18 protein-coding genes and 1 tRNA gene are annotated in these 18,647 nt (G+C 44.4%); 5 read left to right on the top strand and 14 right to left on the bottom strand.

The annotated features are described in order from the left end of the window. Positions 1 to 73: 73 nt before the first annotated feature. Positions 74 to 1,453, top strand: coding sequence for a high affinity choline transporter 1 (locus NCI00_RS15405; RefSeq protein WP_253528964.1), 1,380 nt, complete (start codon positions 74 to 76; stop codon positions 1,451 to 1,453). Here the strand turns inward: NCI00_RS15405 and NCI00_RS15400 are convergent. The 6 genes from NCI00_RS15400 to NCI00_RS15375 all read right to left on the bottom strand — a co-directional run bounded on the left by NCI00_RS15400 (position 1,435) and on the right by NCI00_RS15375 (position 6,753). Then, the gene (locus NCI00_RS15400; RefSeq protein ID WP_253528963.1) at positions 1,435 to 1,860 is read right to left on the bottom strand and encodes an NUDIX hydrolase; all 426 of its coding nucleotides are present in this window, start codon (positions 1,858 to 1,860) and stop codon (positions 1,435 to 1,437) included. The two genes, NCI00_RS15405 and NCI00_RS15400, sit on opposite strands and share 19 nt — an antisense overlap. Before the next feature lie 140 nt (positions 1,861 to 2,000). Continuing rightward, positions 2,001 to 2,759 carry a TPM domain-containing protein gene (locus NCI00_RS15395; RefSeq protein ID WP_253528962.1) on the bottom strand — a complete coding sequence of 253 codons (759 nt, stop codon included), beginning with the start codon at positions 2,757 to 2,759 and terminating at the stop codon, positions 2,001 to 2,003. 72 nt (positions 2,760 to 2,831) lie between these two features. Then, positions 2,832 to 3,266 carry a TPM domain-containing protein gene (locus tag NCI00_RS15390; RefSeq protein WP_166560171.1) on the bottom strand — a complete coding sequence of 145 codons (435 nt, stop codon included), beginning with the start codon at positions 3,264 to 3,266 and terminating at the stop codon, positions 2,832 to 2,834. Between the two features lie 73 nt (positions 3,267 to 3,339). After that, positions 3,340 to 3,921: a LemA family protein gene (locus NCI00_RS15385; protein ID WP_114069078.1), complete on the bottom strand. Its 582-nt coding sequence runs from the start codon at positions 3,919 to 3,921 to the stop codon at positions 3,340 to 3,342. A 378-nt stretch (positions 3,922 to 4,299) separates the two neighbouring features. After that, the gene (locus NCI00_RS15380; RefSeq protein ID WP_510186810.1) at positions 4,300 to 5,829 is read right to left on the bottom strand and encodes a GH3 auxin-responsive promoter family protein; all 1,530 of its coding nucleotides are present in this window, start codon (positions 5,827 to 5,829) and stop codon (positions 4,300 to 4,302) included. Positions 5,830 to 5,907: 78 nt separating this feature from the next. Continuing rightward, on the bottom strand, positions 5,908 to 6,753 hold the full coding sequence (locus NCI00_RS15375; RefSeq protein WP_253529403.1) for a glycerophosphodiester phosphodiesterase family protein: 846 nt from the start codon (positions 6,751 to 6,753) through the stop codon (positions 5,908 to 5,910). Positions 6,754 to 7,167: 414 nt separating this feature from the next. On the opposite strand from NCI00_RS15375, the gene NCI00_RS15370 reads away from it, so the two are divergent. Further along, positions 7,168 to 8,322, top strand: coding sequence for a 2-isopropylmalate synthase (locus NCI00_RS15370; RefSeq protein WP_253528960.1), 1,155 nt, complete (start codon positions 7,168 to 7,170; stop codon positions 8,320 to 8,322). Between the two features lie 114 nt (positions 8,323 to 8,436). Here NCI00_RS15370 and NCI00_RS15365 read toward each other — a convergent pair whose 3' ends face one another. The 7 genes from NCI00_RS15365 to NCI00_RS15335 all read right to left on the bottom strand — a co-directional run bounded on the left by NCI00_RS15365 (position 8,437) and on the right by NCI00_RS15335 (position 14,283). After that, positions 8,437 to 10,080, bottom strand: coding sequence for a GMC family oxidoreductase (locus tag NCI00_RS15365; RefSeq protein ID WP_253528959.1), 1,644 nt, complete (start codon positions 10,078 to 10,080; stop codon positions 8,437 to 8,439). Between the two features lie 128 nt (positions 10,081 to 10,208). Further along, on the bottom strand, positions 10,209 to 10,880 hold the full coding sequence (locus NCI00_RS15360; RefSeq protein WP_253528956.1) for a hypothetical protein: 672 nt from the start codon (positions 10,878 to 10,880) through the stop codon (positions 10,209 to 10,211). A 23-nt stretch (positions 10,881 to 10,903) separates the two neighbouring features. Next, positions 10,904 to 11,560 carry a hypothetical protein gene (locus NCI00_RS15355; protein ID WP_253528953.1) on the bottom strand — a complete coding sequence of 219 codons (657 nt, stop codon included), beginning with the start codon at positions 11,558 to 11,560 and terminating at the stop codon, positions 10,904 to 10,906. A 17-nt stretch (positions 11,561 to 11,577) separates the two neighbouring features. Further along, the gene (locus tag NCI00_RS15350) at positions 11,578 to 11,940 is read right to left on the bottom strand and encodes a GntR family transcriptional regulator (protein WP_114461282.1); all 363 of its coding nucleotides are present in this window, start codon (positions 11,938 to 11,940) and stop codon (positions 11,578 to 11,580) included. A gap of 5 nt (positions 11,941 to 11,945) precedes the next feature. After that, positions 11,946 to 12,755 carry a hypothetical protein gene (locus tag NCI00_RS15345; protein WP_253528951.1) on the bottom strand — a complete coding sequence of 270 codons (810 nt, stop codon included), beginning with the start codon at positions 12,753 to 12,755 and terminating at the stop codon, positions 11,946 to 11,948. A gap of 5 nt (positions 12,756 to 12,760) precedes the next feature. Beyond that, complete coding sequence (locus NCI00_RS15340) at positions 12,761 to 13,576, bottom strand: hypothetical protein (protein WP_253528948.1); 816 nt, start codon at positions 13,574 to 13,576, stop codon at positions 12,761 to 12,763. A gap of 5 nt (positions 13,577 to 13,581) precedes the next feature. Further along, entirely contained in the window at positions 13,582 to 14,283 is a 702-nt protein-coding gene (locus NCI00_RS15335; protein WP_253528946.1) for an ABC transporter ATP-binding protein, read from the bottom strand. Positions 14,284 to 14,599: 316 nt separating this feature from the next. On the opposite strand from NCI00_RS15335, the gene NCI00_RS15330 reads away from it, so the two are divergent. Beyond that, entirely contained in the window at positions 14,600 to 15,415 is an 816-nt protein-coding gene (locus tag NCI00_RS15330; protein WP_253528944.1) for a 3'-5' exonuclease, read from the top strand. A gap of 98 nt (positions 15,416 to 15,513) precedes the next feature. Here NCI00_RS15330 and NCI00_RS15325 read toward each other — a convergent pair whose 3' ends face one another. Then, the gene (locus NCI00_RS15325) at positions 15,514 to 16,776 is read right to left on the bottom strand and encodes an asparagine synthetase B (protein WP_114461277.1); all 1,263 of its coding nucleotides are present in this window, start codon (positions 16,774 to 16,776) and stop codon (positions 15,514 to 15,516) included. Between the two features lie 160 nt (positions 16,777 to 16,936). Between NCI00_RS15325 and NCI00_RS15320 the strand changes: the two genes are divergently transcribed. Then, positions 16,937 to 18,181, top strand: coding sequence for an ABC transporter permease (locus NCI00_RS15320; protein WP_253528943.1), 1,245 nt, complete (start codon positions 16,937 to 16,939; stop codon positions 18,179 to 18,181). Positions 18,182 to 18,265: 84 nt separating this feature from the next. Further along, positions 18,266 to 18,349, top strand: a tRNA-Leu gene (locus NCI00_RS15315). Positions 18,350 to 18,647 lie beyond the last annotated feature (298 nt).

The raw sequence follows: 18,647 nt of genomic DNA, 5'->3' as shown, positions 1-18,647 counted from the left end.
GTAATCTACAAATGAACTTTGCCAAAGTTCGTAAAACCCTTTATTTTTGGCAACTTCCAAACCCATTCTTTACATGCTCATTTTTGCTATTTGTCTTTATCTCTCCCTCAATATAGCAGTAGGCGTATGGGCTTCTCGCCGTATTCATACCACCGAAGATTTTGTACTGGCAGGCCGTAAGCTCCCCTTGGTGATGGCAACGATGGTCACATTTGCGACGTGGTTTGGTTCCGAAACCATGATGGGCGCCCCTTCAGAATTTTTGGAAGGAGGTTTTCTAGCCGTTATGGAAGAGCCGTTTGGGGCAGCGTTGTGTTTAGTGTTGGTCGGTGTTTTCTTTGCCCGAACATTTTATCGCTGGAACATCATCACCTTTTGCGATTTCTTTCTGGTGCGTTTTGGGCGCACTTCCGAGTTTGTGTCGGCCGTCATGATTATTCCTTCGTATTTTGGTTGGATTGCCGCCCAGTTTGTGGCAATGGGCATCGTAGGTCAGGTTATTTTTGGTTTGCCTTTGAGCACTGGTATTTGGGTGGGTGCGCTCTTGGTCATGGTTTATACCTTTATGGGTGGAATGTGGTCGGTATCAATCACAGATTTTTTACACAACATCATTCTCATTATAGGGCTTATTATTTTGGCCGTTATTCTATTTACCAAAACGGGTGGAATCTCGCCTGTAACGAGCCAACAACCAGCCGATTTTTTTCGGTTTACGCCCAAAGAAGTAACATTTCAAAGCTATGCTGAATATTTGGCGGCTTGGATTACCATCGGCCTTGGCTCCATTCCGCAGCAGGATATTTTTCAACGTGTAATGGCCTCTAAAGATGCCGATACGGCCGTAAAATCTTCGATACTGGCAGGATGTATGTACCTGACGGTAGCCTTATTACCGCTATTTATTGCCTTGGCGGCCAAAACGTTATATCCTGAATTGATGCAGGAAAATACCGCATTGATTATTCCCAATATGGTGCTAAAACACACTCCACTTTGGATACAGATTTTATTTTTTGGGGCGTTGATTTCAGCCTTGTTGAGTACGAGCAGCGGGGCCATCCTAGCCCCAGCGGCGGTATTGGGTGAAAATATTGTCAAACCTTATTTCCCCAAACTTAACGACCGACAGCTCCTGACCACGATGCGAATCGGCGTAGTTTTGGTGACACTTGCCTGCATTTGGATGGCCCAATCAAGACAGGATATTTTCGAATTGGTGAGTGAATCCTCCGCTTTTAGCTTGGTTTCGCTCTTTGTACCGCTAACGTTTGGATTGCACTGGAAACGAGCCAGCGCTGCCGGAAGTTTGGCTTCAATGATTCTGGGATTGAGCGTTTGGATTGTGTGTGAGTTTGTATGGCACACTACTTTTCCTGCCCTGCTCTACGGAACATCGGCCAGTTTGGTCGGGATGATTGGAGGCTCGTACGCTTATCCGAAAAAAGACTGATCTATTTTTCCAACGTATCCGCCCGTCATGGAAGCGATGTAAGAACCAACGTTAGGATAAAGATTAAGCTGCGCCAAAGCAGCAACGGGTTGCCATACCACTTCAAGGGCTGTTGTTTGGGCAGGATTAAGGATGGGAATTCCTCCTACGATTTGGGCCCTAAAAATACAATGAAGCACATCTTCTTTAGCGGGCGATAGCAACACTTCTCCTGCCATGAGCATTTCTTCGATTTCGGTTTCAATACCAAGCTCTTCACTCAGCTCTCTTTCAACGGCTTGCGTCAGCGTTTCGCCCGGGTCGGGATTTCCGCCCGGTAACGCAAACACATCGTGTCCACTGTAATTGTAGCGCAATAATAAAACGTGGTTGTTCTCAATAATCAAAGCAGAAGGACGTACTTTCATATAGTTTGGCACCGAAAAAGAAAAAAGGAAGTTAAGAAAAACAGCTTTTGGACGGTAAAATTAATTTTTACCTCACTGTTCAATTTTACTGTTTTTCTAAATATGTATCAAATTTCGCGCCTATTTTTCCATTCAACGGATTAATAATCTCCGCCAGCACCACCGCCGCCGAAATCACCGCCGCCAAATCCGCCAAAGCTGCTACCGCCGCCACTGCTACCACCACCCCAATTCCCGGAGGAGCTTCCCCAGCCCGAGTAAGTTGTGTACGGAATCCAGCCGCCGCCACGGTTACCCATTCCACCACCGCCGCGGTTAGAACGGGAGAAGATAATGATGATAATAACAAAAACGATAATCAGGAAGATAATCACCCCCAACGGAAATCCATCTTCGCCGTCAGAGGGGTCGGCTTTGAACTCACCAGTAGCATATTTAATAATTTCGTCGGTGCCACGGTCTAGGCCGCGATAGTACATTTCAGCCTTAAATTCAGGCGTAATTACTTCCCGAATGATTCGTTTGGCAATCACGTCTGGGATAGCCCCTTCCATGCCCCGCCCCGTAGCAATAAAAATCTTGCGGTCTTGCGTAGCCCATAGCAACACTATGCCATTGTCTTTGTCCTTTTGTCCTACCCCCCAGCGGCGGCCCAATTCAAAGGCATAATCGCCAGCGGGATAATCGCCCGTCGTTTTCACCACCACCACCGTAATTTGGGTAGAAGTTGAGTCATTGTAAGTCCGAAGTTTTTGTTCAAGGGTATTAAGCTCGGTCCCGTTGAGCATACCCACATAATCATTGACCAATCGCTTCGGCGACATGGGTTCAGGAATATCCTGTGCCCAAAGACCGACGGCTAAAAACGAAAAATATAGAATAAAAAGGAGTTGACGCATTGGGGTAATTAACGTTATGGAGCTAAGGGTTAGGGATTTAATCATTTCTTAATTCAAAACATACCTTGAAGTTTATCCAAAAGAAATATCATCTGAAAGCTCATTGGTGTCGTTATCCTGGCGAGGAAAGTACTTTTTAAGCTGTTGCCCCGCTTGTTCTATTCCAGCACTGAGCCCTTCCGAAAAAGCCTCTTTTACAAAATGGGCACGCATTTGGTCGCGGATAGCATCCCAAAATCCCGCAGGAACCCGTTTGTCAATTTCTTTGTCTCCTAGTACAGCAAATTTGCGGTCGCCAAAAGCTAGATAGAACAAAACGCCGTTTTTCAATGCCGTTTTATGCATTCCCAATTGCGCAAACACCTGCTTCGCCCGTTCCATCACGTCGGTTTCGGGACAAGATTGTTCAATATGAACACGTACTTCTCCAGAAGTTGCCATTTCAGCATTACGGATAGCCGCGACAATTCGCTCTTGGTCAGTTTTGGAAAAAGGGAGGTTTTGCATGATTAAGTATTGAGTAAATAGTAATGAGTATTAAGTAGAAAAAATATACTTAATACTCATTACTACCTACCAGTTAGAATTTTACCGTTGGGGCTGTTTGCGAGGACTGAGATGCCTCAAAATAGCCTTTTTGCTGGAATCCAAACATGCCTGCAAACAACGCAGCGGGGAAAGTACGCACCGATTGGTTGTATTCCTTCACTACATCATTAAAATCATTACGGGCTATGCTGATGCGGTTTTCGGTGCCTTCCAACTGCGCCTGCAAATCCAGAAAGTTTTGATTTGCTTTCAGATTGGGATAATTTTCGGAAACGGCCAAAAGGCGCGACAGCGTTCCACTCAATTGGTCTTGAGCGGCCTGAAATTTCTGAATATTTTCGGGCGTAAGCTGATCGGCAGTCAAGTTAATAGAAGTAGCCTTTGAGCGGGCTTCCATCACGGCAGAAAGGGTACTTTTTTCAAAATCTGCGGCTCCTTTTACGGTATTGACCAAGTTAGGAATCAAATCAGCACGACGTTGATATTGCGTCTGAACTTTGGCCCAGGCACTGTTGACGGTTTCATCCTTACCCACGAGGCCATTGTAGGTACTACAACCGTATGCACCAAAAAGAAGAATAACAACGACGACAATTATTGTGGTTTTTGACATGGTAATGTTTACATTTTAGTTAACGGATGCAAAGTTTGTCCAAATCTAAGCGTTTTGTTGAAACATTTACATAAGCGGTTATTTTTCGTTTCAGCTATGCCTTTTTTTGTTTCTATACTGGGCGAATTTTTGTTTCAATTTTCAGCAGAGGCAAGCGGCCCGCCGCTGCGGCCTCACCCCATATTTTTTTAATTTTTATATTTTGCAGTTTCTCGGTTTTACATTTTTCAGTTGAAATGATGTGCTACCATACGCAGGGCGGAGACGATGTCGGGCGGAGGCAAGCCCCCCCCCTACCGCCTCACCCCATATTTTTTTAATTTTTATATTTTGCAGTTTCTCAGTTTTACATTTTTCGCTTGAAATGATGTCCCGCCGCTACGGGGTTTCATAAATCATTTCCAGAATCCCTTCGAGGTATTCGCGGGAATTGCTCAGGCGAGGTACTTTGTTTTGACCACCCAATTTGCCACGTTTTCCCATCCATTGATAGAACGTCCCCGACGGTACACTGTGAACCAAAGGTGTCAATAACGCCAAATCCATATAGCGTTTAGCATCATAATCCGAATTTGATTCGCGAAGGCGGGAATCTAGCAATGCACAAAAACCCTCCCAGTCGGAAGGCATCCGGCTGAATTCGATGATCCACTCGTGACGCCCTTTCGTTCCGTCGTTCATATACACAGGTCCAGCGGTATAATCGTTGATGACGGCCCCTGTTTGCTCACAAGCGTACGTGATGGCCGAATCCGCATTTTCGATGATGAGCTCCTCCCCGAAGGCGTTGATAAAATGCTTGGTACGACCGCTTATTTTGATTCTGAAGGGGCTTTTGGACGTAAATTTAATGGTGTCGCCAATCTGATACCGCCACAGTCCACTGTTGGTAGAAATAATCAAAGCGTAATTTTTATCTACTTCTACTTCTTCGAGGGTCAAAGCACGCGGATGCGGTTTATCCCATTCTTCTACGGGTACAAATTCATAAAAAATCCCGTAATCAAGCATCAGCAGCATTTCGCCCGGGTGGGCCAAGTCATCCTGAAGCGCAAAAAAACCTTCCGACGCGTTGTAGGTTTCCATATACGTCACCTTGTCGCTAGGAAAATATTTCTTCATAAACAACTCCCGATACGGCTGAAAGGCCACGGCTCCGTGGATAAAAACCTCAAAATTGGGCCACACCTCTAACATGTTTTTTGCGCCCCGCTCTTCCATAATCCGGTCTAGCAACACAATCGTCCAAGTAGGAACACCCAATATACTGGTTACGTTTTCTTGCGCACAGAGGTCGGCCATTTTTACCAGTTTCTCCTCCCATTTATCCATCAAGGCCACTTCAATAGGCGGTGTGCGCAGGTACTCGGCCCAAGTGGGCAAATTGCGCATAATCACCGCCGACACATCTCCCACCATACCTCCTTCTTCGTGGAACGGATTTGCGTGTAAGCTCCCCCCAATAGAAAGCCCCTTTCCTTCAAATACGAGGGAATTGGGGCGATTTTGGGCATACAGTGTCATCACATCTTTGCCTCCTCGGTAGTGGCAGTCTTCCAACGACTCTGGCGTAATTGGCAAATACTTACTCCGTGAATTGGTCGTTCCCGATGATTTGGAAAACCACTCTACATCCGACGGCCAAAGCACGTTCTGCTCGCCGCGCAAAACCCGCTCGATGGACGGATAAAAGTCCTCATACGTCGAAATAGGGACACGTTCCTGGTACTGTTTGATGTTTTGAATGCTATCATAACGGTATTTAATTCCCCAGTCGGTATAACGCGCGGCTTCAATGAGTTCATGAAAAACCTGATGTTGGACTTCAATAGGATGTGCTTTGAAATGCTCGATGCGTTCGGCACGGCGTTTCATAAAAAAAAGGAGTATATCGTTCAGAAGTGGCACGTAACAATCTGATTTGTTGTGTCAAACATAAAGAAAAGAACTGAATGAATCACTTCATCCCAAAATATATCCCGTTTGTTAGTGTGGAATCCGGTCAGGATAATCCGTAATGATTCCATCCACTCCCATGGCTTTTATCCGCTTCATTTCTTCGGCTGTATTCACGGTCCAGGGAATTACTTTCATGCCAAGCACATGAAGTTGCTGTACTTTTTCCTTGCTTAATAATTGAAAATAAGGACTGTATACATCAGGCGTAAAGCCCAAATCCTCCAAATTCTTTTCAATTCCCCTCAAATTGCTCACCAAAGCGGCCAAAGTCACTTTTTGATAAACGCCCGCGTCAATTTGTTTCTTCCAATGCTTCAATACATTGAAATCAAAACTTTGCAAAATCACTCGGTCAGCAGGCAACAATTTACTGATTTCGTGGTACACTAAATCCGAAAAAACGGCTGGTTGAGGCTGCGATTTATCGTATTCTTTTTCTTCACTTTTGATTTCAATATTATACCAAAACGGCGGCAGGTTATTTTTGATTCGGTAGGTTTCGACGGCCTCGATCATCTCGCGCAGGAGTGGCTTGTACACTTTCAGCTTCGTTTGTTGCGGAAAATTCGGGTTGCCGTTGCTTCCCACATCGTACCGTTTTATTTCATCATAACTCAGCTCGTACAGATTTATTTTCTCCCCTTTCGGGACGGGCTTTCCATAGGGGTCAATAGAAAAATCGGGGTGAAAGTACGGATCATGCGAGACTACTACTTGGCGGTCTTTGGAGACAACAACGTCTAACTCAAGCGTATTCACCTTTAAATCAAGGGCTTTCAAAAACGCAGGGATGGTGTTTTCGGGCATCAGTCCCCGGCTACCACGGTGGCCTTGCCAATTAAAATCAGCTGTTTGGGCAAAAGAAGTTTGCATACATAACACAAAATAAAGGATTCCCAAAAAATGATTTTTCATCTGATTTTTTTCATGTGCTCTGCAAAGCTAATTATTTATCATAAATCTATCGAAAAGTAAAACAGTACTTCTGGGTATTTTTTTCCATAAATCAAGTGGAGATTTTTTTCAAAAACTTTTTGGATGAAAAAATTATTCCGCTACTTTTGTAGAAGAAATACGCGTTCAGCGAAAATTCGCAACACAAAATGACCATAAAATATACTATTTCACTCAATCGACTTCCACTCACCAAAACGGTGTGAGAAGGGGATATTTTGTGAAATACAAACCCTTTCTCCTCCGAGAAAGGGTTTTTTATGAAATTACATTAATTTTGGCGAAGTTTAACCCAAAAAGTACAACTCAATAATCAATCCCTCTTTACTAACAATGAGCCAGAGAGTTCAAATTTTCGACACTACATTGCGCGACGGCGAGCAAGTGCCGGGTTGCCAATTGACCACCGATGAAAAGATTGTTGTCGCCAAGGAACTCGAAAAGCTGGGTGTTGACGTAATCGAAGCGGGTTTTCCGATTTCGAGCCCCGGTGATTTTCGCTCAGTCGTAGAAATTTCAAAGGCCGTTCGCGGACCCGTTATTTGTGCCTTATCCCGCGCCGTAAAAGGTGATATTGACGCCGCTGGGGAAGCACTCGCCTACGCAAAGTACAAACGTATCCACACCGGACTCGGCTCTTCGGATATTCACATTCAACATAAATTTAACAGTACCCGCGAAAAAATCGTAGAGCAGGCAATTGCCGCCGTAAAGCACGCCAAGAGCTACGTAGAAGACGTAGAATTCTACTGCGAAGATGCCGGCCGCGCCGATTTGGCGTTTTTGGCTCATCTGGTAGAATCGGTCATTAAAGCGGGCGCTACGGTGGTCAATATTCCTGATACAACGGGGTATTGCCTGCCTCATCAATACGGTGAGCGCATCAAATATATTTTTGAGCACGCCTCCAACGCCCACCAAGCTACCATCTCCATTCACTGCCACAATGACCTTGGTCTAGCCACCGCCAACACCCTCGCTGGTGTAATGAACGGTGCTCGTCAGGTAGAAGTAACCATGAACGGTATCGGAGAACGCGCCGGCAACACGTCACTCGAAGAAGTAGTTATGGCGCTTAGAGTGCACAAGGAATTGGGCTACGAAACGGGCATCAACACCCAATTGCTGTACCCTACCAGCCAAATGGTATCAAAAATGATGCGGATGCCCGTGCAGGCAAACAAAGCGATTGTGGGCCGTAATGCTTTTGCACACTCGTCGGGTATTCACCAAGATGGCTTCCTTAAACATACGCTCAACTACGAAATCATGAGCCCCACCGACGTCGGTGTCGACAAATCGATGATTGTATTGACCGCTCGCAGCGGTCGTCATGCCCTCAAGCACCGTTTGGAATTGTTGGGCTTTGTCTTTGAAAAACCCGTATTGGACGAGCTGTACAAGCGATTCCTTGACGTGGCAGACATCAAAAAAGAAGTAAACGATAAAGATTTGGTTGAATTGGCCCGCGAAGCTGTCGTGGCATAGCCTTCATTCTCAACCGAAAAATCTAAAATATTAAACAGAAAAACCGCAAAAGAACTTTGCGGTTTTGTTTTTTTAGGACTGTTGAAAACAACGAGTTGGCGAAAGTCTCAATAATTAATCCCTTAATTCTCCGATAATTGTTCGTCCTTTTACGGCATTTGTTCCCAGAATCATATCGGCAGCTTTTTCCCCAATCATGATGCAAGTCGCGTTGGTATTTCCCGCAATGATGCGCGGCATAATAGACGCATCAGCCACGCGAAGCCCTTCAATTCCTTTGACCCGCAACTGAGGGTCTACCACGGCCATTTCGTCCGTGCCCATTTTACAGGTACCGACGGGATGGTATACGGTTTCCAAAACGGTTTTGATGTGCAATATCAACTCATCATCTGAACTACGATGAAGCGGCAGAATTATTTCCTTCCGACACCCCGCAAAGGCCGTGGCCTCCATGATTTCAAGCGCTTTTTTGGTTCCTTTCAACAGCGTATGCAAGTCCTCTTCTGCGGTCAAAAAACGTGGATCAATGAGCGGTGCATCAAGGGGATTGGCCGAACGCAGCCCTACGTATCCTATACTTTTGGGTTTTAGGAGCGTTGGCAATACCGTATAACCGCTTACGTGCGGAAACGTATCAGGGTTATAAAAATCCGCTTTTCCATCATTGCCAAAATGGACGGGGGCAAAATGAAGTTGTAAGTCGACAGGGTCGGTGCCCTCATTGATTTTCATAAATGCAGCCGCTTCAAGTGGGCTGATGGTCAACGGCCCTTTTTTAAACAACAAATAGTTGATTAAACCTTTGATTTGGTTTAGGGGCTTGAGGGCATCGTTGGCGGTAGGTACGGTCGAAAGCGCACTTACGCCCGTAAACAAATGATCCTGAAGGTTTTTGCCCACACCCGGCAGGTTCTTTTTCACCTCAATCCTGTGGCGCTTCAAGGCCTCGCTTTCGCCTATTCCAGAAAGCATCAACAGTTGCGGCGACTGAAAAGCCCCTGCCGAGAGAATAACCTCTTTGTCGGCATAGGCTTTTTCGGTTGTGTTTTTGGCAGTCAGAAATTCGACCCCTACTGCGCGGTCATTTTCAATCAAAATCCGTTGGGTGTGCGCTTGCGTAATGATTTTCAGGTTAGGGCGGTGCAAAATGGGCCGCAGAAACGCTACTGCCGTACTGCATCGTTTTTGATTTTTGATGGTAAACTGAAGCAACCCCGCCCCTGTTTGTTCGGCCCCGTTGCAATCGTGATTTTCGGGAATACCTTTTTCACCACAGGCTTTCACAAACGCATCAGCAACGGGCGTACGAAACACCTGCGCGTAGGTCACGTTGAGTAAACCACCTTTGCCATGATATTGATTATCAATTTGTTCGTTGTGTTCTGACTTTTTAAAATAAGGCAACAACGAGTCATAGTCCCAACCTTGGTTGCCCAGCGCCGCCCATTCGTCATAATCAGCGCGGTTGCCGCGCACGTAGGCCATGGCATTGGTTGAACTGCTCCCTCCCAGCGTTTTGCCCCTTGGAAGGTACATCTTACGGTTCAATACCTGCGGCTGGGGTTCCGTCTCAAAGCCCCAATCCACATTCGTGCGGTTGAGTTTGGAGTAAGCGGCTGGAATATGGATTTCCATTTTTTTATCGGGGCCGCCCGCTTCCAGCAACAATACGTGATTGTCGGGGTCTTCGGAAAGGCGATTGGCCAGCACGCATCCCGCCGAGCCCGCACCGATGATGATGTAATCGAAGGTCATTTCCGTCAAGGGTTTATTTTGCAGGAAATGTACTATTTTTTCAGCAAATTATATAGTAATCACGCAAAGGCGTTAAGGGGAAAAGACCGTACAGATTAGTTCTTTGCGCCCCTGCGCCTTTGCGTAAATCAAAAGGCGTTGGACGGCAGAGAATCCAAAGCTCTTAGCGCTTTTCCAGAAAGAGACAAGGATGCTTTATCAGAAATATAGGTTGGGACAATCTTGGTAATTTTGGCATTATTATCCCGTAAAACAGCGCTGTCGTTCAGTTTTACTTCAAGTAAATTTACCGTAGCATCAGCGTTGAAACTCAACATAGATTTATCATTCACTTCGGCATTGATTTTTCTAAAACTGCTTTGTTCTATCAAAAGCTGACTGTTTTTTTCAATACGGGTGTTTAGCTCTTCCTCAGTATTGGCAATAATATTTGCATTGGCATTCACAAGAATAAGGGTTGGAACCCTGTGAAAGTAGGTTTCAAAGTAGTTTCGCTTATGGTGTTTCCCATCTTTTGAAGAAATAAAAAGTGTATCCCCTTGGGCCTTAAAAGTAATCCCCTCAGGCCGAACATCCTGTTTGAACCCTTGCTGATTTGGAGTAACATACAGGGTAAAACGAACCCCTTTGGCAATGACAACTTTGATGTTTTCAAGAGGAAAATCGTTGATGGGAAACACCTGATTTTTTACAAACAAAAGGTGTTCTTCGTAGCCTTTTTTGAAACCCAAGTTGACTAGTACCTGCACAGCCAATGTACCAGCGCAAAAAATTGCAAACAGAATATTAGATAATTTCATGATAAAATAGGTGAAGTAAATTTTTATTTCCGCAATTTATAGGGTCTTGCGTTAAAGCTGACATGTGTTTTATCGCCAATTTCACCGTAGTTGACATTATTAATCTGGGATTCTTCTTCATAGAGTGTTGCCTCATCTTTCAACGTTAGGTCCAGATTCTTGATTGTTGATCTAGATTTGATCATAAGGTTAGATTTGTTACGTGCTTCTGCTTTAAGCTGCTGTATGTTGCATCCTTCCATAAAAAGAAAGCTTAGCGATCGAATCATTATATCTAACGTATCAGCAGTAACAGACTTCATGACTACAGAACTGTTTCGGCAAATAATATTGGGAGTTTTTACAAAATACAAGTCAAACGAAACATTCATCGTCCGTTTCAGATTGGTAATATAGAGTGTGTCATTCTGCGCTCTGAATTCAATGAGCTTCATATCATCCTCGTCGCTGTACCGTACTTTGTATCCCTGCTGCGTTGGGTGATTTTGGAGCGTAAATTCAACTCTGTCTGTCACAATTGTTGTAAAAAAATTGTTGGCAAAATTAGCTCCAAAGGGCTGAATACGATATTGATTCAGTAATTCAAGTTTATACGCTTCACCATACCCAAAGGCAAGCAATACCTGTAAAAGAATCGTAACGACGAGGGCAGTGATGAGAATTCCGTTGGAAAGTTTCATGTTTTCAGCGTTTTATATTATTGGGCCAAAAGAGCTTCGTATCGTTTTTCGAGTTCGTCAAAATCCATTCTGAGCAAGCGCATTTGCTTGAAAAAAATCGGCAATTCGTTTTGAATAAAAGTCTCTCGTCGCCAATCCAAATAGTTCTGTTCGGCGGCTGGCGTAACGAAGTAACCAAGGCCACGCTTCGTATAAATCACTTCACGGGTTTGTAGAAAATCATAGGTACGCTGAACAGTATTGGGGTTTACCTCCAACTGCACCGCCAACTCCCTGATTGAAGGCACTTTATCATCAGGCTTCCAGTTTTGCACCAGTATTTGCTCACCTATGTACTCGGCGATTTGCAAATAGATGGCAGTTTGATTATGAAAATTCATGATACTTAAATTTCTTTTTCTTTGAGTTTCAAAAACGTAATTACCCACAATACCATCGGCAAACAGTATACCCACCAAACAAAATACGGAAGTTGCATCGTGGACCGGGGCCAAAGATTTAACCCAGAAGCAGTCTCAATATTTAAAAATGTACCCCAATACGGAGCTGGTGAAAAAAACATTTTCGTTGTATCGGGAATAAGTATCTGTAATAAATTGAGTTTTATAAAATACAATACCACGCTTATTCCAAGTACGAAACTCAAGGTTTTAAGTAAACTAAATCGTCCGAAAACCACTGCCCCAAGCATAAAAGCGGCGGTATAAACAAAAATAAAAACCGAGCTATAAATACCTACGCCGTAATATTTATTGTATTCCACAAATGCTTTTGGATATATCACTTTGATAATCGGAGTCGCTATTCCCCAACTGAAATGCCAAAATAAATACACCAACAATAAGCTGACAGGGACGGTAACAATCCATGCAAAGCAAAAACGCTCAAATGCGGAAACAGGCAAGGTAAGTGCAAACAAAGATTTCTGAGGAGTAGCAAGGTATCGAAAGCTAAAACTACCTACTAACCAAAGTGTTATACCCGCCGAAAATAAGAGCGACGGATATGGACGCAACATATATCCTGTGAGTTGTTTATAGTAGGCGTAATCACGTAAAGGCCCACATAACTGATAAATAGCCCCCAATTGTATAACTAAAATAACAAGCGGAAAAAGCGCATACGCTTTCCAATTTTCACGGAATTCTACACGGGCATACCACCCAAAACGATGAATGTTAAATGTGTTGTTCATGGCTGTTAAACTTCTTTTTCTTTGATTTTTAGGAAGACAATCACGTAGAGCAACAAGGGGACGCACCCTATCCACCAAAATTGATGTATACCCTCAAATGAAGAATGAATATCGTTGGTAAAAACACCTTTCGTCGACTCTATCGTTAAGATAGGTCTTACCCAAGGGACTGGGCCAAAGGTGCGAAACCCGTAAGCATTTGGAAAAATGGCTTTAAAAAACCTGCCTTGCCCCCACTCAAATATCAAAAGGATGATACCAATTAAAATGCCCAATGTTTTCAAAAAATTTAACCGCCCAAGGCTAACTGCACCCCACATAAAGGCAGCTGAACCACCCAAATAGAAAACCGAAAAGTAGGGATTTGTGACCAAAAACACAGAATCCTTTTCAAACACCAAGCCTGGGGTATCCTTCAGAAAATAAGGCAATGCCATTGACCAAACAGTTTTCCAAAGAACATAACAGACTCCTATCGAAAAGGGGACAGTCATTGTCCACGCATATAGTAATTGCTCAAAGGAAGAAACGGGTAATGTCAAAGTCGCAAGCGCCCGCTTTTGTTCAGCAAAGGCTTTTAAAGTATAACTCCCCGCAAACCAAGTCATTAACCCAATCATGATTGCCAAAGAACGAAATATATTTACTTTATAATCGCCTTTGTCGAAAAAGGGGCTGTGCAAATACCCCCATTCCTGATAAATAAAATACCCAAGTACAGCCAACACTGCTACTAAACCCAACGCATACGCTTTCCAATTTTCACGGAATTCCTTGCGGGCATACCACCCAAAACGACGAATGTCAAATGTGTTGTTCATGGCTGTTATTTTTGAATTATATCCTGAAACAATGCTTCTAAATCAGGCTGAGAAGTACTCTCTTCGGCGAGTACATTGAGGTCTTCTCGGTACTTAATTTTGCCATTGTGCAACACCAATACCGTATCAATCAAACTTTCTAAATCGCGTACTTGATGCGTAGAAATGATGATACAGCGCTCATCTGAAGCCGCCCCTGCCACCAACTTCCGAAAGGTGCTTTTTGACGGGATGTCTAAGCCGTTGGTCGGCTCGTCCATCAACAGCAGCGGCACATTGGTAGCCAAGGCAAAGCTGATGAGGGCTTTTTTTCGTTGCCCAAAAGATACCTTTTCCAGTTTTTGGTCGGGATTCACCCCAAATTGTTGGAGATAATTAAAAAACTGTGCATCGTTAAACAAGGGATAGAATACCCCGTAGGTATCCGCCAACCGGCGGGCTGTAGTGTCGGGCACAAACGCATCTTCGGCCACAAAATACAACTGCTGCATCAGCGAAGGCTGCCGTTTGCGCGGCTCGTGGCCAAGCGTAACTACCGTCCCGCCTTTAGGAAAAACCAGACCCGCAATCATTTTTAAAAGCGTGGTTTTGCCAGCGCCGTTCTCGCCCAAAAGCCCATAAATATGCCCCGCTTCGAGGTTCAATGAGAGTTCAGTAAACAACTTTTGAGACCCGTATCCAAAATGAACATGATTGAATTGTATCATGGCTATATTGTTTTTATTAGTGTACTAGACAAATAGTACACTACAAAAGTGGGAGAAAGAAAAATAAAAACCAAGTTTTGAGGCAACATTTTTTTAACTACAGAGAAAGGGAGAGACACGGAGGCAATTTACTTACTCTGTGCACCTCCGTTTCTCAGTGGTTGATGGATAAAGGATGATTGTAGTCAAGGTCATTTATGAATACAAAGACATTGAAATCTTTGACGGAATATCGTTCAATATTCCGTCTTACTCAGAAAAAGAGGACATTCCAGTGGAATAAATGCTAATTTTGCGGTTCAATTCCAATTCTTGAATGGCACACAACCTCAAACTCAAAAAGCCTCTGGCGGTTTTCGACTTAGAAACCACCGGTATCAATATCCAAAAAGACCGCATTGTAGAAATCAGCGTGGTCAAAGCCTTGCTCAACGGTGAGATAGAAAGCAAGACCTTTCGCGTGAATCCAGGCATTCCGATTCCGATTGAATCAAGTCTGATTCATGGCATTTATGATGAAGATGTAAAGGATTGCCCTACATTCAAGAACTTTGCCAAAACGCTGGCGCAATTTCTGACGGGCTGCGACTTGGCTGGATTCAACTCCAACCGTTTTGATGTGCCGATGCTGGTGGAGGAATTTCTGCGGGCCGACGTAGACTTCGACATCAAGAACCGGAAACTCGTGGATGCCCAACGGATTTTTCACATGATGGAGCCGCGCAATCTGGCGGCTGCCTATAAATTTTATTGTAACAAAGATTTGCAAAACGCCCACAGCGCTTATGCCGATACCATGGCCACATTTGAGGTACTGTGCGCGCAAGTCGCCCGCTACGAAGGCGTTAAGATTAAGAATGAAAACGGTGAATTATATGAGCCTATTCAGAACGATATGGAAGCCCTCCACAATCTGACGGCGTCTAAAATCGTTGATTTTGCCAACCGAATGGCCTATAATGCCAAAGGAGAAGAGATTATCAATTTCGGAAAACACAGCGGTAAACGTGTGGTGGACGTGCTCACGCAAGAACCCGCTTATTATGATTGGATGATGAAAAGCGATTTTCCGTTGGACACCAAGCGCAAACTTACCGAAATCAAAATGCGCATGGCTTTTGGAAAAAAGTAAACAGTTGGCAGTAAGCAGTAAAAAAAACAGTAGGCAACTTACAGCAAAATTTAATTTTGATAACTGTAAACTGCCTACTGTAAACTAATTGTTGCAAACTAAGTTTTCAGCTTTTTCTTCTTGGCCGCTGGGAACAGAATATTATTCAGAATCAACCGATAGCCCGCCGAATTGGGGTGAAGGTTTAAGTCAGTCGGCTCCTCATTGATTTCGTGACGATAATCTTCGGGGTCATGACCACCGTAAAAGGTGAAAAAACCTTTGCCAAACGTACTGTGAATGTATCTGGCCTCACTTGCCGCGCGATTTTCCGCCAAAATAATGACTTCGGGCTTGATAAATTGCTTTTTAAAGGCCGTTGTTTGTCCCATAAACCCTTTAATAATTTGCTGGTGGTTTTGGGTTAGCATGGTAGGTACGGGGTCCCACTTTGCCGAAAATTGAAACAACGTAAAATAATCATTGGCCTCGGTCAAGCCCCGGTCATTGGGTTGGCTGTCGACGGTCGAAAATTCAATTTCGTACGGATTAGTCACCACTTGAAAGTTCTGGAAGGCAAATGTTTGCGTAAAATCCAGTTTTTTCTGCGCTCCTGGGTCAGTCCCATCTCCGTCGTAAAGTACGTCGGCGATGTCAGTATTTTGGGCGGCCAAGGCCACATCGTAAGTATCAGTGGCATTGCACATGGCAAACATATACCCTCCTCCTGCTACATACTCTTGCACTTTTTTGGCCACCGCCAATTTGAGTTTAGACACTTTTGAGAAGCCCCATTTGGCCGCAATATCTTCGGCTTCGCGTTTTTGGGCACGATACCAAGGATAATCCCTGAAATGAAAAAACTTTCCGTATTGGCCCGTAAAATCTTCGTGATGGAGGTGAAGCCAGTCATATTCGGCCAGTTTGCCCTGCATTACATCGTCATCGTACACGATTTCGTAGGGAATTTCGGCGTAGGTCATCACGAGCGTTACGGCATCGTCCCAAGGTTGTTTTGTTTTGGGCGAATAGACCGCCACTTTGGGTGCTTTATGGAGTTTTACGTTGTCCATATTAGCATCGGGCTGCGCCACTTCGTTCAAAATGGCCGCACTTTGTGCATCAGAGATAACATCGTAACTTATGCCCCTGATGACCAGCTCATTGACTACGCGCTGATTCCAATCCAGCATAAAACTCCCGCCCCGGTAATTGAGCAGCCAATCGATTTCTGTATCGTACGAACGGAGTACCCAATAAGCCAATCCGTAAGCTTTCAAGTGATTTTTTTGGGCTTCATCCATCGGAATAAAGACTTTAGAAGCCCATGCTCCCTGAACTAAGCCAAAAAAAATGATAAGTGGTAGGATGCACCGTTTCATCGGTTTGTGGATTTACTTTTTGATGTTGACTTTTGTATAAACGAATATACTACAAAAAACGTGCAGAAAAGTGGAGAGCAGCCTTAATTCGGAAGCCTGCATGAAAATATTTTTTGCCGCTGGCTTTTTAGTGCTCGTTGCTACTTTTGACTTATAAAAAATGAACCTCCTCGAAAACATCCGCGAAGGCCTCCGTTCGATTCAATCCAACATGCTTCGAACCGTCCTGACTGCCCTTATCATCGCCATTGGAATCACCTCTTTGGTGGGCATTTTGACCGCTATTGATGGCATGCAAAGCTCAGTTAACAACAGTTTCGCAGATTTGGGGGCCAATACCTTTGACATCATGGGGCCTCGGCCCTTCCGCCGACGTTCTGCTGGGCGTAGCGAAAAAGATTTTCCCGCTATCAACTACCGGCAAGCGCTTCAGTACAAAAAAGAAATTAGGGATACCTACAACGCCACCGTTTCCATTTCTTCCAACGTGGGGGGAGCAGCGCAGGTAAAGTTCCGCTCCCAAAAAACCAATCCCAATACCCGCATTGTAGGCATTGATGAAAATTATTTGACCATCAAAGGCTATAAGTTAATCGGAGGTCGTAACCTCTCGCAAACCGACTTAGACAATGGGCTCAACGTGGTTATTCTCGGCTCAGAAATTGCGCAAAAATTATTTGAAGGCAAAATTGACCCCATCAATCAGGAGGTGGTTGTACGGGGCAATCAATACCGCGTGGTGGGTGTTCTTGACAAAAAAGGCTCGCTCACTGGCGGCGGCGACGACCGCATCCTTTTAATACCACTAGAAAACGGAAGGGCACTGGCCGCCAATCAGCAGCTCACCTTCGACATCACTACCTCCGTCAACAGCGGCGAAGCACAAGAGCTCATCATTGAAGAAGCGCGCGGTATTATGCGCCGTATCCGAAAAGACCGTATTGGTAAAGCTGATTCGTTTGAAATTGAAAGCGCTGATGCCATCGCCAAGAATTTCGCTGATATTTCGGGCTATTTACGCATGGGAGGGTTTGGCATCGGCATCATCACGTTATTGGGTGCCGCCATTGCTTTAATGAACATCATGCTAGTATCGGTTACGGAGCGTACGCGCGAAATAGGGATTCGGAAATCACTGGGAGCCACACCGCGCCTCATCAGGATTCAATTTTTGATTGAAGCCATTGTGGTATGTATTTTGGGCGGAATCGGCGGCTTAATCCTCGGAATCGGCATCGGAAACCTGATTGCGAAGCTAATCAGTGCCAATGCAAGTTTTATTGTTCCGTGGTTTTGGATGCTCATGGGCATTTTGGTCTGCATCATTGTAGGAATTATTTCAGGAATTTATCCAGCCATAAAAGCCTCACGCTTAGACCCTATAGAAGCATTACGTTATGAGTAACGATATTTTTATCAAAAAAAATCATCCAAAAATTTGCATATTAATCTGTAGACGCTACTTTTGCAGTCCCGTTTCCAATCAGATGCCCAGGTGGCGGAATCGGTAGACGCGTTGGTCTCAAACACCAATGGGGTCACACCCGTGCCGGTTCGACTCCGGCCCTGGGTACTCTTAAAGGCTTGTAAGTGAAAACTTGCAAGCCTTTTTTGATTTTCCACCAAAATCGGACCGAAATAGTTCGGATTATTCCTTTTTTCAAATTGCTTTATTAGGATCAAAACCAAAAGTTGTGGAGAGCGTTGGATTTTTTTGGATCAAAACCAAAAGGGATCAAAACCAAAAGTTGTGGAGAGCGTTGGATTTTTTTAGGTTTGTGTTTTAATCAACCCTATCTGTTTTGGAAAGTTTTCTGCCTTTATTAGAGTACCTCTTACCTGATTTTATCGTATCCTACTACGAATTACTC

This window comes from Runella salmonicolor (assembly GCF_024158025.1).
GTDB classification, from domain to species: Bacteria; Bacteroidota; Bacteroidia; order Cytophagales; family Spirosomataceae; genus Runella; species Runella salmonicolor.
Note: the sequence above shows the minus strand (reverse complement) of the source record. Positions and strands in the feature narration are given on the sequence as shown.

What these genes read in the sequence shown, in the direction of transcription:
- NCI00_RS15405 (WP_253528964.1), top strand. Translation starts at nt 74, where the DNA reads ATGCTCATTTTTGCTATTTGTCTTTATCTCTCCCTCAATATAGCAGTA.
- NCI00_RS15375 (WP_253529403.1), bottom strand. Translation starts at nt 6,753, where the DNA reads ATGCAAACTTCTTTTGCCCAAACAGCTGATTTTAATTGGCAAGGCCAC.
- NCI00_RS15340 (WP_253528948.1), bottom strand. Translation starts at nt 13,576, where the DNA reads ATGAACAACACATTTGACATTCGTCGTTTTGGGTGGTATGCCCGCAAG.
- NCI00_RS15345 (WP_253528951.1), bottom strand. Translation starts at nt 12,755, where the DNA reads ATGAACAACACATTTAACATTCATCGTTTTGGGTGGTATGCCCGTGTA.
- NCI00_RS15350 (WP_114461282.1), bottom strand. Translation starts at nt 11,940, where the DNA reads ATGAATTTTCATAATCAAACTGCCATCTATTTGCAAATCGCCGAGTAC.
- NCI00_RS15360 (WP_253528956.1), bottom strand. Translation starts at nt 10,880, where the DNA reads ATGAAATTATCTAATATTCTGTTTGCAATTTTTTGCGCTGGTACATTG.
- NCI00_RS15370 (WP_253528960.1), top strand. Translation starts at nt 7,168, where the DNA reads ATGAGCCAGAGAGTTCAAATTTTCGACACTACATTGCGCGACGGCGAG.
- NCI00_RS15330 (WP_253528944.1), top strand. Translation starts at nt 14,600, where the DNA reads ATGGCACACAACCTCAAACTCAAAAAGCCTCTGGCGGTTTTCGACTTA.
- NCI00_RS15320 (WP_253528943.1), top strand. Translation starts at nt 16,937, where the DNA reads ATGAACCTCCTCGAAAACATCCGCGAAGGCCTCCGTTCGATTCAATCC.
- NCI00_RS15385 (WP_114069078.1), bottom strand. Translation starts at nt 3,921, where the DNA reads ATGTCAAAAACCACAATAATTGTCGTCGTTGTTATTCTTCTTTTTGGT.
- NCI00_RS15395 (WP_253528962.1), bottom strand. Translation starts at nt 2,759, where the DNA reads ATGCGTCAACTCCTTTTTATTCTATATTTTTCGTTTTTAGCCGTCGGT.
- NCI00_RS15335 (WP_253528946.1), bottom strand. Translation starts at nt 14,283, where the DNA reads ATGATACAATTCAATCATGTTCATTTTGGATACGGGTCTCAAAAGTTG.
- NCI00_RS15365 (WP_253528959.1), bottom strand. Translation starts at nt 10,080, where the DNA reads ATGACCTTCGATTACATCATCATCGGTGCGGGCTCGGCGGGATGCGTG.
- NCI00_RS15390 (WP_166560171.1), bottom strand. Translation starts at nt 3,266, where the DNA reads ATGCAAAACCTCCCTTTTTCCAAAACTGACCAAGAGCGAATTGTCGCG.
- NCI00_RS15400 (WP_253528963.1), bottom strand. Translation starts at nt 1,860, where the DNA reads ATGAAAGTACGTCCTTCTGCTTTGATTATTGAGAACAACCACGTTTTA.
- NCI00_RS15355 (WP_253528953.1), bottom strand. Translation starts at nt 11,560, where the DNA reads ATGAAACTTTCCAACGGAATTCTCATCACTGCCCTCGTCGTTACGATT.
- NCI00_RS15325 (WP_114461277.1), bottom strand. Translation starts at nt 16,776, where the DNA reads ATGAAACGGTGCATCCTACCACTTATCATTTTTTTTGGCTTAGTTCAG.